The organism is Acinetobacter genomosp. 33YU (assembly GCF_001990725.1).
Classification (GTDB): domain Bacteria; phylum Pseudomonadota; class Gammaproteobacteria; order Pseudomonadales; family Moraxellaceae; genus Acinetobacter; species Acinetobacter seifertii.
Map to the genome: position 1 here is coordinate 347,464 of NZ_LFZQ01000007.1, position 15,436 is coordinate 362,899.

The window sequence follows — 15,436 nt, forward strand, 5'->3', positions numbered from 1 at the left end:
ATCTTTTAGAATAAAAAAGCTCCATCTACTCTCTGAAGTGCTTCATTTAGGCATTGCTTTTGCATTGATTCATATAAACCCACTCGCAGGAGTATTGTATGAATCAACCAGAAACAGCTTCCGTCATTTCTTCAAGCACAGAAGTCTCATCAGCAGAATATTTTGCTCAGCGTCAACTCAAACAAGGTACGGTTGGTTGGTTACTCCTGATTGGTTTAGGCGTAGCTTATGTGATATCGGGTGATTTTGCTGGCTGGAACTTTGGTATTGCTCAAGGTGGTTGGGGTGGTATGTTTATTGCCACTGCACTCGCTGCGCTTATGTACTTATGCCTGTGTCTTTCTATGTCAGAAATGTCTACCATGATGCCGACAGCAGGTGGCGGTTATAGTTTTGCACGTGCTGCCTTTGGCCCTTTTGGAGGCTATTTAACAGGAACAGCCATTTTAATTGAATACGCAATTGCCCCTGCAGCGATTGCTGTATTTATTGGTGGTTATTGCGAATCTTTATTTGGTATAAATGGCTGGATGATTTACCTCGCCTGCTATGCCATTTTTATGGGCATACATCTGAAAGGTGCCGGCGAAGCCTTAAAAATTATGTTCGCAATTACACTTGTCGCAGCTGTTGCTTTGATTGTGTTTATTGTGGCAATGATTCCACACTTTAATGCACAAAATTTATTTGATATTCCAGTTGGAACAGGTATTGGAGCAAGCAGTTTTCTACCTCATGGCTATTTAGGCATCTGGGCCGCTGTTCCTTTTGCAATTTGGTTTTTCCTTGCAGTTGAAGGTGTTCCATTAGCAGCCGAAGAAGCGAAAGATCCAGCCAAATCTCTCCCACGCGGTTTAATCGGTGCAATGCTTATATTAACGGCGTTTGCCATGCTCATTTTATTCTTGGGTGCGGGCGCAGCAGGTGCAAGTACTTTACAAAACTCAGGCGCTCCGCTCGTAGATGCTCTGGTTAAAGTTTATGGCACCAACACTTGGCTTGCGACTTTCGTAAACTTTGTCGGTTTAGCTGGTTTAATCGCGAGTTTCTTTTCAATCATCTATGCCTATTCACGTCAAATTTTTGCACTCTCTCGTGCTGGTTACTTACCGACATCACTCTCTTTAACCAATAAAAATAAAGCGCCTTATCTGGCAATTATTATTCCGGGCATTATTGGATTCTTGCTTTCACTCACCAAAGAAGGTGATTCGCTTATTTTAATTGCGGTTTTTGGTGCAACCATTTCTTATGTGTTGATTCTTTTATCCCATATCAAGCTACGCCTATCTAAACCCGACATGCCTCGTCCTTATAAAACTCCTGGGGGAATCGTTACTTCATGTATTGCGTTAGTCCTAGCAGTCGCTGCTGTAGTTGCGGGCTTTGTTGTTAATCCGAAAGTTTGGTTTATTGCTGCCGCTATTTATGTCGTATTTATTGCTTACTTTTTATTCTACAGCCGTTATCATTTAGTTAAAGGTACACCAGAAGAAGAGTTTGCAAATATTAAAGCCGCAGAACAAGAACTATAAAAAAGGATGCAACTATGAGTTATCGCAATATTATCGCCAATCAACAGTATCACTTTGCTGATTTGAAGACCTTGATGGCGAAAGCTACGCCGCTACGTTCAGGAGATGAATTAGCAGGTGTAGCTGCCAGAGATGCAACCGAACATGTTGCGGCACAAATGACTTTAGCCGATGTACCACTTAAAACCTTTTTAAATGAGGTTGTGGTGGATTACGAAACCGATGAAATTACACGACTAATTATTGATGAACATGATCTGGCAGCCTTTGCCCCTATTTCACACTTTACAGTAGGTGATTTTCGAAATTGGTTACTTGGAGAAGAAGCCACTGCTCAAAGTTTAAAAGCCTTAGCATCAGGTTTAACTCCAGAAATGGTGGCTGCTGTCAGCAAAATTATGCGCAATCAAGATTTGATTTATGTCGCCAGCAAATGTGAAGTGGTCACCCAATTTCGCAATACAATCGGTTTAAAAGGCCATCTTTCTACCCGTTTACAACCCAATCATCCTACGGATGATGTGCTTGGTATTTCTGCAAGTATTTTAGATGGTTTGATGTATGGCAATGGTGATGCCGTGATTGGCATTAACCCTGCAACAGATAACCTACATAATTTGTCAGAGCTACTAAAACTACTTGACCATGTCATTCAGGAATATCAAATTCCGACACAATCTTGTGTACTTACCCATATCAGCTCAGGTATTCAACTGGCTGAAAAAAATGTGCCAATTGATTTAATGTTTCAATCAATCGCTGGTACCCAACTGGCAAACGAAGGATTTGGAATTTCACTCGATTTACTACAAGAAGGATATGAAGCCACGCTCGCACTCAACCGCGGAACCATTGGACAAAATGTTATGTACTTTGAAACGGGTCAAGGCAGTGCTTTATCCAGCAATGCTCATCACGGCGTTGATCAGCAAACATTAGAAACACGTGCTTATGCAGTGGCCCGTAAATACAATCCGCTTTTAGTGAATACAGTCGTTGGCTTTATTGGTCCCGAATATCTTTTTAACGGTAAACAAATTATACGTGCAGGACTAGAAGACCACTTCTGCGGCAAGTTACTTGGTGTGCCAATGGGCTGCGACATTTGTTACACCAACCATGCCGATGCTGACCAAAATGATATGGATGTTCTACTTACTCTATTTGGTGCCGCGGGCATTAACTTCATTATGGGAATTCCGGGTTCAGATGATGTCATGCTCAACTATCAAACGACCTCGTTCCATGATGCCCTCTATTTAAGACAACTCCTCGGTTTAAAACCTGCTCCTGAGTTTTCAGCTTGGCTTGAACAGCAAGGTATTTTTAAACAGCAAAACTCTCAAATCTGTTGGGCAGACCATATGCCTGACCAATTCTCTCGTCTGCTCATGAACTAGGGAGAACGCAATGAAACTGAACCGTGATATTCAATATCCATCTTCTACCCATCAAGACCAGTGGGAAAAACTTAAACAGTTTACTGATGCCCGTATTGCTCTGGGCCGTGCTGGTTGTAGCATCCCCACACAAGCCTTACTTGAGTTTCAGTTGTCGCATGCACAAGCAAAAGATGCGGTTTATCAAGATATGGATGTTTCCTATTTATCTGAGCAATTAGCGCAAAGACAGCTACAAAGTCTTCATGTCCACAGCAACGCACTTAATAAGGAAATCTATCTTAAACGTCCAGATTTAGGTCGTCAGCTTTCAAACCTATCAAAAGAAGGCTTAATTAAGAAGTATGCAGAAAATCCGCAACAATATGATGTTTGTATTGTGGTCGGTGATGGACTCTCAGCAAGAGCGATTGAAGCGAATGCTATTCCATTCATTACCGCGCTCAGTGAGCAAGTTCAGCAAGAAAACTGGACTCTTGCGCCCATTACACTGGCAACAGGCAGTCGGGTTGCTTTAGGTGATGAAGTTGCTGAGATCTTTAAAGCACCCATGCTAGTGATGCTCATCGGTGAGCGCCCAGGTTTAAGCTCTCCTGACAGTATGGGAATTTACTACACGTGGAATGCATATTCAGGCTGCCTTGACGCCAAACGTAATTGTATTTCCAATGTCCGCTCAGCAGGCTTAAGTATTCCTGTTGCAGTACAAAGGTTAATGGCACTCATGAAAAAGTCAAAACAACTTGGCTTTTCAGGCGTTAATTTAAAAGATGAACATCAACTTGCAGATATAGGCCTTGAGACAACTCAAAAGTTATTATTTTAAAAGATCGAATATGCAAACAGATTCATTCAAAATAGGTAATCGTTTGCATAACAACATTATCTTAACGAAAAATATCAATTTTCAGGTATTGACGATTTATACAGATATTTTCTTCTTTATATTTATCGCTATACTCCACCTATTGATCTTCTATGAATCATTTGTATGAGCACAACAAACGCCTTCCCCAAAACTATTTATGCCATTCAGCATCTTGCTTTCGAAGACTTAGGTTCATTAGAAGATGTCTTTTATCAACTTGGCTTCCGCGTCCGTTATTTTGAAGCAGGTGTGGATAATTTAACTGCTGCTTTTGCACACGATGGATTAACTATTATTTTAGGTGGCCCAATCGGAGTTTATGAAACTGAAGATTATCCATTTTTAAAAGATGAAATTGCTTTACTTAAACAACGCTTGGCAGCGGATAAACCTACACTTGGTATTTGTTTGGGTGCACAGTTAATTGCTCATGCACTTGGTGCAAAAGTATATGCCGGTCATCAAAAAGAAATCGGTTGGAGTCCACTCAGCTTAAGTTTACGTCCTAATCAGGTATTATCTCCTTTGCTTAATAATGTTCATGTTTTACATTGGCATGGTGATACTTTCGATCTTCCTGAAAATGCTGCCCTTTTGGCTAGCTCAGATATTTATACCAATCAGGCATTTGAAGTTGGCAATAATATTCTCGCGTTGCAGTTCCATATTGAAACTACTGAAGAACATTTTGAAAAATGGCTTATTGGTCATACATGTGAACTTCGTAGTGCCAATATTTCAATCCAGAAACTTCGTGAAGAAAATAAAAAATATGCTCAAAACCTCGAACACGCTTCTTTTGAAGTAATTCAAAAATTCTTGAAAAGAATTGGTTATAGTACCTAAGTGAAGTAGTTTCTAATCTGCATCAAATATAGCTTTTTATCACCTCGCATTGTTCGATTATTTTTTAAACAAAAAAAAGCTTTATATTTTATTTTTAGAAACATTTCAGAAAAATTTCAGTGTATTATTAATTTGTAACATAAAATATACGCTGATTTACTATGGATATCTGGAAGTTTATTAAAAGCTTTAATACGGTCAATACTTATTTAATGCTTTCAAGTATGCTTCTCATACTATTAGTTCTTTATTTTTATGTGATTAATCCTACCTAAGCTTTTTTGCCAAGGAAGTGGAATCATAAAGAAAAAGAATATTATGAGAAGACCTCCGAAAAAAAGCCCAACGTTATAGTTGGGCTTTTTTAATATTTTCTATTTACTCACAACATGTTGTTCATCTTGCGAAAAAGTAAGAGATAATTAATCTCGACTAACTACTCACAACATGTTGTTCGTCTTGAGAAAAAGTAAGAGATAATTAATCTCTTACTTTTTCTCAGGTTTGAAGCTGTCTTTCAAATCAAGAACGCGGTTAAAGACTGGTTTTTCAGGAGTGTGATCATGTTGATCAGCAACAAAATAACCTTCACGTTCAAATTGGAAACGGTCTTCAGGACTCGCTTGAGCTAAAGCAGGCTCAATCACAGCCTGTACCACTTTCAACGATTCTGGATTAAGGTTTGCCAAGAAGTCATCATCTGCATCAGGTGCTGCTTCAGTAAATAAACGATCATAAATACGCACCTCAGCAGGAATACCTTTTGTCGCAGATACCCAGTGAATTACGCCTTTTACTTTACGGCCTTCAGGGTTCTTACCTAAAGTTTCAGGATCAATTGAACACTTCAACTCAACCACTTCACCATTTGCATCCTTAATAACTTCATCACACTTGATGACGTATGCATGGCGTAAACGCACTTCACCATCAGTTGTTAAGCGCTTAAAGCCTTTAGGAGGTACTTCTTCAAAGTCTTTGCGGTCAATATAGATTTCCTTGGTTAAAGGAATTACACGGTCACCCATATCCACATTAGGATGGCGAGCATGTGTAAGATCCATATCTTCTGGTAAATTGGTCAAAGTCACTTTAAGTGGGCTTAAAACAGCCATGCCGCGCGCAGCAGTATTTTCTAAAGATTGACGAATGCAGAACTCAAGCATTGCAACATCAACAATACCGTCAGTTTTAGACACACCTACACGTTTACAGAAATCACGTAAGCCCTCTGGCGTAAAGCCACGACGGCGCATACCGACAACTGTTGGCATACGTGGGTCATCCCAACCGTTTACATAACCACCTTCAACCAGCTTACGCAATTTACGTTTAGAGGTAATCGTATAGTCTACGTTTAAACGAGAAGATTCATATTGGTGTGGAACAGATTTAGATTTAACCTTTTCAACAATCCAATCATAAAATGGACGGTGATCTTGGAACTCCAATGTGCAAAGTGAATGTGTGATTCCTTCAATTGCATCAGACAATGGATGAGCATAGTCATACATTGGGTAAATTTTCCATTTGTCACCAGTTTGGTGATGCTCTGAATGCAAAACACGATACAAAATCGGGTCACGCATATGCACGTTCGGGCTTGCCATATCAATCTTGGCACGTAGAACTGCTTCACCTTCTTTGAGTTCACCACTGCGCATCTGTTCAAAGCGAGCAAGATTCTCTTCTACAGAAGCATCGCGATATGGAGAATTTTTACCTGGCTCGACAAAATTACCGCGATTTAACTTAATTTCTTCAGGAGATTGCAAATCAACATAAGCATCACCTTGCTCAATTAACTGAATTGCCCATGCATAAAGCTGATCAAAATAACCAGAAGCATAGCGTGGCTCACCATTCCAGTTAAAACCAAGCCATTTCACGTCATTGGCAATACCATCAACATATTCTTGTTCTTCTGCATCTGGGTTTGTGTCGTCAAACCGTAAATTACAAAGGCCATTAAACTCTTCAGCAACACCAAAGTTTAGACAGATTGCTTTTACGTGACCAATATGTAAATAACCATTTGGTTCTGGCGGAAAACGCGTTACGATTTGTTTTGCACGTCCGGCAGCCAAATCATCAGTAATGACTTGGCGAACAAAATCTAATCCAGCCTGTTGTTCTTGCTGCGCAGAATCGACAGAGGCATGAGTATTCGGTGTCGGGTTGTTTGGCAGGTTCGAGACAACATCATTAGGCTTCATAGTGTATCAATCACTTCTTTGTAGATAAAATTTCGAAAAAATAAACGCTATCTTCATTTTTCATAAAGATTTTAACGTTTTTTACTTGCCTTGTAGTTTACAGTTTGCTTATGCTTCTCTCAACCAAAAAACCCATGGTCATAAGTCCATGTTTAGGAGATTAATGTAATGAGTTTTCCTCAAGTCGAATTAAACACCAATAAAGGTCGTATTGTTCTTGAACTAAATACTGAAAAAGCACCAAAAACAGTAGCAAACTTTTTAGAATACGTACGTGACGGTTTTTATGACGGCGTTATTTTCCACCGTGTCATTGATGGTTTCATGATCCAAGGCGGCGGGATGGATGAAAACTTCAAAGAAAAAGCAACTCGCGATGCGATTGAAAACGAAGCTGACAACGGCTTAAGCAATGATGTTGGTACAATTGCTATGGCACGTACTCAAGCGCCTCACTCTGCTTCTGCACAATTCTTCATCAATGTAAAAAACAACTCTTTCTTGAACCATACTTCAAAAACTGCTCAAGGTTGGGGTTATGCTGTATTTGGTAAAGTTGTTGAAGGTATGGACGTTGTAGAAGCAATCAAAGGCGTACGTACAGGTAACCGTGGTTATCACGCTGACGTTCCTTTAGAAAACGTTGTTATCGAATCTGCTAAAATTATTTCTGAATAATTTTAGGAATAAGATGTGACCTATCTGTTTATTTCAGATTTACATTTGTCACCTGAACACCCTCGACTCGTTCGAGGGTTTTTAGATTTGTTGATACATTATCAAAATAAGCAAACACAGCTTTACATTTTAGGTGACTGGTTTAACGCTTGGATTGGTGACGACTATTCAGCCCCTTGGCTCGATGAAATTGTCGAAGCTTTAAAAGCATTTAATCAAAAAGGTAATCGAGTTTACTTTCAAGTGGGTAACCGCGACTTTGCTCTAAATCAGGTTTTTCTGAATAAGTTTAATGGTGTGTTATTACCAGATACTTATTATCTTAATATCGCAGGTCACCAATATCGCCTAGAACATGGTGATGCGTTGTGTACAGATGATATTTCTTACCAAAGATTTAGAAAAATTATTCGAAACCCGCTTTTAGTGGCTTTTTTACGTCGAACCCCTCTCAGTTTTCGTACAAAACTGGTCAATGGTTTTCGTAAAAAGAGTCATTCAGACAAACAACAAAAAAGTTACGAGATTATGGATGTGAATGAACAGGCCGTAATTGGTGCTTTAGAAAATGTTGATGCACTTATTCATGGTCATACTCACCGTCCCGCAATTCATGAGATACAACAAAAACAAAGAATTGTACTAGGTGATTGGCGTGAAGATCATGCAAAAATTTTAGAAATAGATCCCTCTTCACATATGAAACAAGCTAAACTAACTGATTGGTATTATTAATAATTAGTTATTTTTATTTTTCAAATATCTAGCTTGTTTATTTAAATCAAAATCCCAGATCATACATAGACAGATAATGAATACAAACTTCCAGTTTATATGTCCGTACTTTTGATATTCGATATATAAAATTAAAAAGCACAATACAAATGCAAAAATTAGAAAAACTTTAACAATTCTAATTTCTCGCAGTTTACTTTTTCGATTAGTTGATATTAATTCAAACATTTTCAATAAATTAGTAAAAAATTTATATAAGTATTATATTTATTTATCACATTAAAATGCAGATGTTTTTCTCTAAAATCGCGTATGATGCCAAAGATTAAAGCCCTTCCATTGTAATAAGATTGATATGGAGTAAAGTATGGATATATTAAATACGGTTAAAAGTCGCTACACCACAAAAGCGTATGATCCTGAGAAAAAGATTCCTCAAGAAAAATTCGATAAATTACTAGAAATCTTACGCTTTACACCTTCTTCAGTGAATATACAACCTTGGCATTTTTTAGTTGCTGACAATCCTGCGGCTAAAGAACGTATTGCTAAGGCTTTAACAGGTCGCTATGCATACAATGCGCCAAAAGTCCTTGAGTCATCACATACACTCGTATTTTGTACAAGAACAGATATTTCACCTGAGTTTTTAAACCAATTACTTGAACAAGATGATTTAAGTGGCCGATTCAAAGATGAAAAAGCCAAACTCGGTCAAAAAGATACTCGCCATGGCTATGTTGAATTTTATCGCAATGAGCAGAAGAACTTATTTGGTTGGATGGAAAATCAAACTTTTATTGCCTTAGGACAACTACTTTTTGCAGCTGGATTAGAAGGGATTGACGCAACACCCATGGGTGGTTTTGACGAAGATATCTTAAATGAAGAATTTGGTCTAAAAGAAAAAGGCTTACGAAGTTCAGTCATTGTCTCACTTGGCTATAGAAGCGAAAACGATTTTAATGCCAAGCTCCCAAAATCTCGCCTACCTGATGAAGTGATTTTTACTCACTTATAAAACTTAGTAGAGTTCAAAAGAGCTTTCTTTTGAACTCCTATTTCATAGTAAGTGCTAAACATACTAGACCACTTATTCCTAAAATTGTTCCTAACATGGTTGGCAGTTTTAATTTTTCTTTATATAAAACTACACCACCAACAATGCCAAGCAATACGACCAAAATATTCATGCTTGCAAAGACAATAGCTGGAGAGTCTTTAAGTAAAATATGTGCTTTAACATATAGAGCTATGTTTGAAAAATTCAGAACTCCAAGTAACAATCCAGCCAGTGTATTTTCAAAATTCCATGCTGACTTTTTTTGGAAAAATAAATAAATAATTGATAAGACAAAAGATGTTATAAAAATTAGATTCAAAGTTAACGTAAACTGTAATCCTAAACTACTCGTATATTTTAATAATATATCTACTGCTGCATAACCAAACCAAACACTCATCAAAGCAAAAATTGCTTTTTTTGATTGATGGTCTGAAGAACCTTTGAACTGTCCAAATACAATTAAAAAAACAGCAAAAATTCCTAAACCTATTCCCAATAATTTAAGAGAACTAAACTGTTCATGAAAAAAGAAATAAGCTGCTAACAAAGAAAGTACTACTGATAGCCGCTGAGCGATTTCAGTTTTGACAATACCAGCATATTCTAATGATTTTGCAAGACACAAAAAAATACTCGGTAGAATGATCCCTAATGCAAAAATTAGCCACCAAGGCGTATTCTGTATAGATATATGCTGTATATCTGGCTTAAACCACCAATAGCATAACAAGCTTGCACTTGCATAATTCCATGCAATCATCTGCAGGGGCTGGTATCCCTTTTTCTTTAAATTTTTTAGCAGCACGGACACCAAAACACTGCACAGTGCTGCAGCAAATATTAATATCATTCGCAAAGAACCAATTAATTAACCGAAATTTGAAGAAATGAGATGAACTGAAGTCTAGCTAATTTACTTTTATATTTTTAAAGCCATAAAAAAACCAGTCAGTTTATGACTGGTTTTTTTATGGTAATCAATTAACGATTATTTTCGTCTTCTTGACCATCTTCAAATTTAGAATCGCCATCAAAACCGCCTTGGTGTCCACCGAAGCCGCCTTGACCGCCGAAGCCACCAGCTTGACCACCGAAGCCACCTTGACCGCCGAAGCCACCTTGACCCCCGAAGCCACCACCTTGACCACCGAAGCCACCTTGACCGCCGAAGCCACCTTGACCGCCGAAGCCGCCACCTTGACCGCCGCCAAAGCCAGTACCTTGACCACCGAAGCCACCTTGACTACCACCCTGAGCTGGGAAACCTGCACCTTGTGCACCTGCTGGACGAGGGTTACGAGCTGGAACAACCGTAGAAATAGCGTGTTTGTAAACCATTTGACTTACAGTATTTTTTAATAAAACAACATATTGGTCAAAAGATTCAATATGACCTTGTAATTTAATACCGTTAACAAGGAAAATAGAAACTGGGATACGTTCTTTACGGAGAGAATTTAAGAACGGATCTTGTAAAGTTTGACCTTTAGACATTTTTAACTCCAAAAAAAAATTTTTAAATCAGCGCAAAAAAACTATCTTTATTTTTCAACTAAAAATTATAAAAAGACAGTGTGCAAATTTTGCTTTATCCATAAGAGTTTCGCAAGTCTTCTTTCGCCTGCTTTATCGTCAAGTAAGTTTTAAAATCGTGTATTTCTTGCAAAGAACGTAACCACGTATATTGACGTTTGGCAAGTTGTCGTGTTGCAAATAAGGCTTTATCCTCCATTTCCTGCTTTTTTTTGAGACTCATATCACTTTTTAATAGAAATTCTAGAGCTTGTCGATAACCAACTGAACGCATAGAGGGTAAATTTTCATCTAAATCGTATTTTTCAATTAGAGACTCAACTTCACTCAAAAAACCGATATCCCACATTTTGCTCAATCTTTGCTCAATGCGTTGATGTAATTCTAACCGATCTGGAAGCAAAGCATAGTTATGAAATATGTATCGATATGGTACATTTTTTGGTTGCTCAGCCTGCAATTTAGTAATTGGTTGACCTGTAATACGATAAACTTCAAGCGCTCGGATAATTCTTTGCTTATCAGAAACTTTAAATTTTCCAGCAGCAATTGGATCTACTAGCAATAAATCATTATAAACGGCTTCCCAACCTTCATTTGCCGCTTTTTCTTCAATTGCTGCACGAACATTTGCATCAGCACTTGGTAAATTACTTGATAAGCCTTCCAAGAGCGCCTTGAAATACAACATGGTTCCTCCTACCAAAATAGGAGTTTTACCACGCGAATGCATTTCATCAATTAAAGCACATGCATCTTCAACAAACTGAGCAGCCGAATAAACTTCAAGTGGGGTAATAATATCAATCAAATGATGTGGATATAGCTCCTGCTCTTCACGAGTGGGCTTAGCTGTACCTATATCCATATCTTTATAAACAAGTGCAGAATCAACTGAAATTAACTCAAAATTTCCACGCTCATAAAGTTCACATGCCAAAGCGGTTTTTCCGCTTGCAGTCGGTCCCATTAAATTGATGACGGGCAATTGATTTGACATGTAAAACTACTCTCCTCGAGCAAATAATTTATCTAATTGAGATAATGGAAATGCACGCCAAGTTGGACGGCCATGATTACACTGACTCGCAAATTCAGTTTGTTCCATTTGGCGCAGCAAAGCATTCATCTCAGAAAGGCTGAGTTGTCTGTGCGCTCTCACTGCCCCATGACACGCCATACCTGCTAACAGTTCATCACGCTTTTGCAATAACCCTTGTGCTTCATCATTTGGATCTAAATCATTTAGAAGTTCTGGAATAAGATTTTCAAAATCCGCTTTTTGCAAGATAGCTGGCACACCACGCACAATCACTTGCTCGTCGCCATACAGATCGATCTCTAATCCTAAGCGTTCAAGCTGAGGTTTTAAATCTTCGACCCGCACAGCTTGCATACGACTAATTGAGATCACTTTAGGTATAAGCAACTGTTGAGACGTCCAAAACTCAGGTTTATCCCAAGCATTTTTCATTTGTTGCAGCAAAATACGTTCATGTGCTGCATGCATATCAACAATAATCAACCCTTCCGTATTTTGCGCCAGAATATAAATTCCATGAAGCTGAGCAATGGCAATACCTAATGGAAATTCATCTACTTTAGCGACAGGCTCAATATTTTCCTCAACTGAAAAATTGGCAGTAGGTTGATCGCGTAAAGGTGCTAAGTAAGTCTTTAATGCGTTATTTAACTGCGCAGAACCATTATATTTTGGGGATTGCTCAGCATAGTGAATAGCTTGCGGGCGACTATTATTAAAATCAGTTAAAAGTTCAGTAGAGGGCTGATAACTACTCGGCTTGTCTACTGTTGTATCAACAGCTTGCTCTGTACGATGTAATGTGAATTGTTCTTGATATTTAGGCTGAGGCTGTACAAATGAAGACTGAGTATCGTCCACCTTCATAGCTTGAGCTAAATCAGCACTCGCTGTCTGAAATTGCGCTAGGGTTTCTTTAGCATAATGTCTTACAAACTCATGTACTTCGCGTTGATTTAGAAAACGAATCTCATGTTTGGTTGGGTGAACGTTAACATCAATATTTTCAGGATCAACTTCTAAGAAAAGTAAATAAGATGAATGCTGATGACCATGTAAAATACCGTCATAAGCCATTCTTAAAGCATGTGAAATGGTTTTATCTTTCACAATTCGGCCATTTACATAAACATATTGTAAGTCTGCTTGAGCACGTGCATCTGAAGGATGTCCTAACCAACCCGACAAACGCATGTTGATACTGTCAGCATCTATCCAGTAAGCATTTTGAACAAACTGTTGACCCAATAATTGCTGTACACGCTGAAATCTTAATTCACCGCTATCTGCTATTGGTAAATTAATTCGAATATTGTCATTGTGCTCGAGTACAAAACGTATATCAAAATGTGTTAAAGCCAGACGACGTACAATTTCTTCAATATGACCAAATTCAGTTGTGGGCTTTTTTAAAAATTTACGGCGAGCAGGAACGTTAAAAAATAAATCCTGAACTCGAATATGAGTGCCCTTTTGTGCAGCCACAGCTTGTACTTGTTGGTGGTCAAAGGCTGTACCATTCACTTCAACCTGATGACCAATTCCGCTTTCATCTTGGCTACTGGTTAAAGTTAATCGTGAAACCGCAGCAATAGAAGCAAGCGCTTCACCACGAAAACCTAAACTGACGATTGCGTGTAAATCTTCTGCTGTTTTAATTTTACTTGTTGCATGACGCATGACTGCCAATGGTAAATCATCAGAATGTATTCCATGCCCATTGTCAATGATCTCGATTAGTGTTGATCCGCCTTGTGCAATCCGCACAATTAGTTCAGTTGCACCCGCATCAATTGAGTTTTCTAATAATTCTTTTACAACCGATGAAGGGCGTTCAATTACCTCCCCGGCAGCAATCTGGTTGGCTAACGCGGCGTCTAATGTATGAATACGACGTTGTGCTAGCTTTTCATCAGTCATGAAGCTGTTCCTGCAAAGTCTGGTACAAATGCTCTGTTGGTAAAGTTAAAGTGACGAAACGATTGAGTTCATCATCTGATTTTTGAATATCAATAACAATATCTGCCTGCGGTATTTCGTCTCCACCTTTCGATGGCCACTCAAATAAAAATAGTGCATCCTGAATGTCTAAATAATCACGGATTCCCATTAATTCAAGTTCGTAGGGGTCATTCAAACGATATAAGTCAAAATGAAAAATTTCTTTATTATTGATTTTGTATGGTTCAACAAGTGTATAGGTAGGACTTTTAACCGAGCCTTTATGCCCTAAAGACTGCAAAAAATAACGGGTTAATGTCGTTTTACCGGCACCCAAATCACCAATCAGATAAATCACGCCAGCCTGAACATGCTGCGCCAATGCCTGAGCTAAACGCTGGGTATCTTCTTCATGATTTAAGACAATTTTCAATGAATACGACATAACACACATAACATGATTCAAAATAATCGATATGATACCATTGCCCTGCTTTAAAGCCTACTTAAGTCCTTAACGATGGCTTTTTTTACACCACATTTATTAAATATTGACACACTTTTATGTCTAGTCCGATTGAATTTTTCCCACCTATGATTGATGGCGTAAGCGCAAGCCAAGTCTATCTACCACCGCAAACAACAGCACAAACCATCTATCAATTTCTTTGCGAAAATTTTCCTCATATAAAAACAGTTGAGTGGCAAAAACGTTTTCAAGATGGGCTTATTTACGCGGCAAATGGCGAAAAATTAACATTAGACAGCCCATATATAGCAAACACACATATTTTTTATTATCGCTTTCTTGCTTATGAAACCCATGTTCCCTTTGAACATCAAATTTTATTTGAAAATGATGACTTGCTTGTTGTAGATAAACCTCATTTTTTAACTATTAGTCCAACAGGGCAATATGTACAAGAAACGCTATTAGTCAGATTAAAAAAACAAACGGGCAATGAGTTTTTAACCCCAATTCATCGATTAGACCGTGAAACTGCGGGAGTCGTTTTATTTTGCAAACGGCCACAGTCACGCGGGGTTTACCAACAGTTATTTGCAGATCGTCAAGTTCATAAGATTTATCATGCAATCGCTCAATATAAAGCTGAATTAGAATTTCCTCAGACTTTAAAACTCTATTTAGATAAAGGTACGCCCTTTTATACAATGTGCGTTATTCCCCATACTAAAACCAATACAGAAACAAAAATTGAGTTGCTTGAGCATAATCAATCTTGGGCTAAATACTGTTTAACACCCACTACAGGAAAACAACATCAACTCCGTGTGCATTTAAGCCATTTGGGAATTCCGATTAAAAATGATCCGTTTTACCCAATAGTTCAACATAAAGCTGACGATGATTTTTCTCAACCGTTACAGCTATTAGCTAAGCAAATTTCTTTCATAGACCCACTGACAAAACAGCAAATGATTTTCAATTCTCGCTTTGAATTGACACTGTAATCATATCGTAATGACAAAAAGATTATTTTTTATGCTGAAAGACATTGAAATTACATTCCGATGGTTTAAAATAAATCCCTAAAAATTAAAAATCATTTGGTTT

Annotated in this window: 15 protein-coding genes; 8 read left to right on the forward strand and 7 right to left on the reverse strand. The window is 38.1% G+C overall.

Annotated elements, in window-relative coordinates:
- Positions 1 to 98: 98 nt before the first annotated feature.
- The 4 genes from eat (at position 99) to AC056_RS09200 (ending at position 4,649) form a co-directional block, all read left to right on the forward strand.
- A complete protein-coding gene (gene eat, locus AC056_RS09185) occupies positions 99 to 1,535 on the forward strand; it encodes an ethanolamine permease (RefSeq protein ID WP_077163423.1) in 1,437 nt (478 codons plus the stop codon).
- A gap of 14 nt (positions 1,536 to 1,549) precedes the next feature.
- Positions 1,550 to 2,935: an ethanolamine ammonia-lyase subunit EutB gene (locus AC056_RS09190; RefSeq protein WP_077163424.1), complete on the forward strand. Its 1,386-nt coding sequence runs from the start codon at positions 1,550 to 1,552 to the stop codon at positions 2,933 to 2,935.
- A 10-nt stretch (positions 2,936 to 2,945) separates the two neighbouring features.
- Complete coding sequence (gene eutC, locus AC056_RS09195) at positions 2,946 to 3,761, forward strand: ethanolamine ammonia-lyase subunit EutC (protein ID WP_077163425.1); 816 nt, start codon at positions 2,946 to 2,948, stop codon at positions 3,759 to 3,761.
- Positions 3,762 to 3,926: 165 nt separating this feature from the next.
- Complete coding sequence (locus AC056_RS09200; RefSeq protein ID WP_077163426.1) at positions 3,927 to 4,649, forward strand: glutamine amidotransferase; 723 nt, start codon at positions 3,927 to 3,929, stop codon at positions 4,647 to 4,649.
- Between the two features lie 488 nt (positions 4,650 to 5,137).
- Here AC056_RS09200 and AC056_RS09205 read toward each other — a convergent pair whose 3' ends face one another.
- Complete coding sequence (locus tag AC056_RS09205; protein WP_068932973.1) at positions 5,138 to 6,865, reverse strand: glutamine--tRNA ligase/YqeY domain fusion protein; 1,728 nt, start codon at positions 6,863 to 6,865, stop codon at positions 5,138 to 5,140.
- A gap of 168 nt (positions 6,866 to 7,033) precedes the next feature.
- On the opposite strand from AC056_RS09205, the gene AC056_RS09210 reads away from it, so the two are divergent.
- Together AC056_RS09210 and AC056_RS09215 are read left to right on the forward strand one after the other, a co-directional pair.
- Positions 7,034 to 7,543: a peptidylprolyl isomerase gene (locus AC056_RS09210; RefSeq protein WP_004700945.1), complete on the forward strand. Its 510-nt coding sequence runs from the start codon at positions 7,034 to 7,036 to the stop codon at positions 7,541 to 7,543.
- A 15-nt stretch (positions 7,544 to 7,558) separates the two neighbouring features.
- A complete protein-coding gene (locus AC056_RS09215) occupies positions 7,559 to 8,278 on the forward strand; it encodes a UDP-2,3-diacylglucosamine diphosphatase (RefSeq protein ID WP_077163427.1) in 720 nt (239 codons plus the stop codon).
- Positions 8,279 to 8,281: 3 nt separating this feature from the next.
- On the opposite strand, the gene AC056_RS09220 is transcribed toward AC056_RS09215, so the two are convergent.
- Positions 8,282 to 8,506, reverse strand: coding sequence for a hypothetical protein (locus tag AC056_RS09220; protein WP_077163428.1), 225 nt, complete (start codon positions 8,504 to 8,506; stop codon positions 8,282 to 8,284).
- A gap of 139 nt (positions 8,507 to 8,645) precedes the next feature.
- Here AC056_RS09220 and nfsB point away from each other — a divergent pair, with 139 nt between their 5' ends.
- Positions 8,646 to 9,299: an oxygen-insensitive NAD(P)H nitroreductase gene (gene nfsB, locus AC056_RS09225; RefSeq protein ID WP_039255256.1), complete on the forward strand. Its 654-nt coding sequence runs from the start codon at positions 8,646 to 8,648 to the stop codon at positions 9,297 to 9,299.
- 37 nt (positions 9,300 to 9,336) lie between these two features.
- On the opposite strand, the gene AC056_RS09230 is transcribed toward nfsB, so the two are convergent.
- The 5 genes from AC056_RS09230 to tsaE form a co-directional block, all read right to left on the reverse strand.
- Complete coding sequence (locus AC056_RS09230) at positions 9,337 to 10,194, reverse strand: DMT family transporter (RefSeq protein ID WP_077163429.1); 858 nt, start codon at positions 10,192 to 10,194, stop codon at positions 9,337 to 9,339.
- A gap of 131 nt (positions 10,195 to 10,325) precedes the next feature.
- A complete protein-coding gene (gene hfq / locus AC056_RS09235) occupies positions 10,326 to 10,838 on the reverse strand; it encodes an RNA chaperone Hfq (protein ID WP_004700932.1) in 513 nt (170 codons plus the stop codon).
- Between the two features lie 94 nt (positions 10,839 to 10,932).
- Positions 10,933 to 11,877 carry a tRNA (adenosine(37)-N6)-dimethylallyltransferase MiaA gene (gene miaA / locus AC056_RS09240; protein ID WP_077163431.1) on the reverse strand — a complete coding sequence of 315 codons (945 nt, stop codon included), beginning with the start codon at positions 11,875 to 11,877 and terminating at the stop codon, positions 10,933 to 10,935.
- A gap of 6 nt (positions 11,878 to 11,883) precedes the next feature.
- Positions 11,884 to 13,839 (reverse strand): DNA mismatch repair endonuclease MutL, encoded by a 1,956-nt coding sequence (gene mutL / locus AC056_RS09245; protein ID WP_077163432.1) that lies wholly within the window; start codon positions 13,837 to 13,839, stop codon positions 11,884 to 11,886.
- Positions 13,832 to 14,305 (reverse strand): tRNA (adenosine(37)-N6)-threonylcarbamoyltransferase complex ATPase subunit type 1 TsaE, encoded by a 474-nt coding sequence (gene tsaE, locus AC056_RS09250; RefSeq protein WP_031944951.1) that lies wholly within the window; start codon positions 14,303 to 14,305, stop codon positions 13,832 to 13,834. Before tsaE ends, mutL begins: the two co-directional genes overlap by 8 nt.
- A 119-nt stretch (positions 14,306 to 14,424) precedes the next feature.
- Here tsaE and AC056_RS09255 point away from each other — a divergent pair, with 119 nt between their 5' ends.
- Positions 14,425 to 15,333 carry a pseudouridine synthase gene (locus tag AC056_RS09255; RefSeq protein WP_213033483.1) on the forward strand — a complete coding sequence of 303 codons (909 nt, stop codon included), beginning with the start codon at positions 14,425 to 14,427 and terminating at the stop codon, positions 15,331 to 15,333.
- Positions 15,334 to 15,436: the final 103 nt, after the last annotated feature.

What these genes read in the sequence shown, in the direction of transcription:
- nfsB (WP_039255256.1), top strand. Translation starts at nt 8,646, where the DNA reads ATGGATATATTAAATACGGTTAAAAGTCGCTACACCACAAAAGCGTAT.
- tsaE (WP_031944951.1), bottom strand. Translation starts at nt 14,305, where the DNA reads ATGTCGTATTCATTGAAAATTGTCTTAAATCATGAAGAAGATACCCAG.
- AC056_RS09230 (WP_077163429.1), bottom strand. Translation starts at nt 10,194, where the DNA reads ATGATATTAATATTTGCTGCAGCACTGTGCAGTGTTTTGGTGTCCGTG.
- AC056_RS09220 (WP_077163428.1), bottom strand. Translation starts at nt 8,506, where the DNA reads ATGTTTGAATTAATATCAACTAATCGAAAAAGTAAACTGCGAGAAATT.
- eat (WP_077163423.1), top strand. Translation starts at nt 99, where the DNA reads ATGAATCAACCAGAAACAGCTTCCGTCATTTCTTCAAGCACAGAAGTC.
- hfq (WP_004700932.1), bottom strand. Translation starts at nt 10,838, where the DNA reads ATGTCTAAAGGTCAAACTTTACAAGATCCGTTCTTAAATTCTCTCCGT.
- AC056_RS09205 (WP_068932973.1), bottom strand. Translation starts at nt 6,865, where the DNA reads ATGAAGCCTAATGATGTTGTCTCGAACCTGCCAAACAACCCGACACCG.
- AC056_RS09200 (WP_077163426.1), top strand. Translation starts at nt 3,927, where the DNA reads ATGAGCACAACAAACGCCTTCCCCAAAACTATTTATGCCATTCAGCAT.
- miaA (WP_077163431.1), bottom strand. Translation starts at nt 11,877, where the DNA reads ATGTCAAATCAATTGCCCGTCATCAATTTAATGGGACCGACTGCAAGC.
- AC056_RS09255 (WP_213033483.1), top strand. Translation starts at nt 14,425, where the DNA reads ATGTCTAGTCCGATTGAATTTTTCCCACCTATGATTGATGGCGTAAGC.
- mutL (WP_077163432.1), bottom strand. Translation starts at nt 13,839, where the DNA reads ATGACTGATGAAAAGCTAGCACAACGTCGTATTCATACATTAGACGCC.
- eutC (WP_077163425.1), top strand. Translation starts at nt 2,946, where the DNA reads ATGAAACTGAACCGTGATATTCAATATCCATCTTCTACCCATCAAGAC.
- AC056_RS09210 (WP_004700945.1), top strand. Translation starts at nt 7,034, where the DNA reads ATGAGTTTTCCTCAAGTCGAATTAAACACCAATAAAGGTCGTATTGTT.
- AC056_RS09190 (WP_077163424.1), top strand. Translation starts at nt 1,550, where the DNA reads ATGAGTTATCGCAATATTATCGCCAATCAACAGTATCACTTTGCTGAT.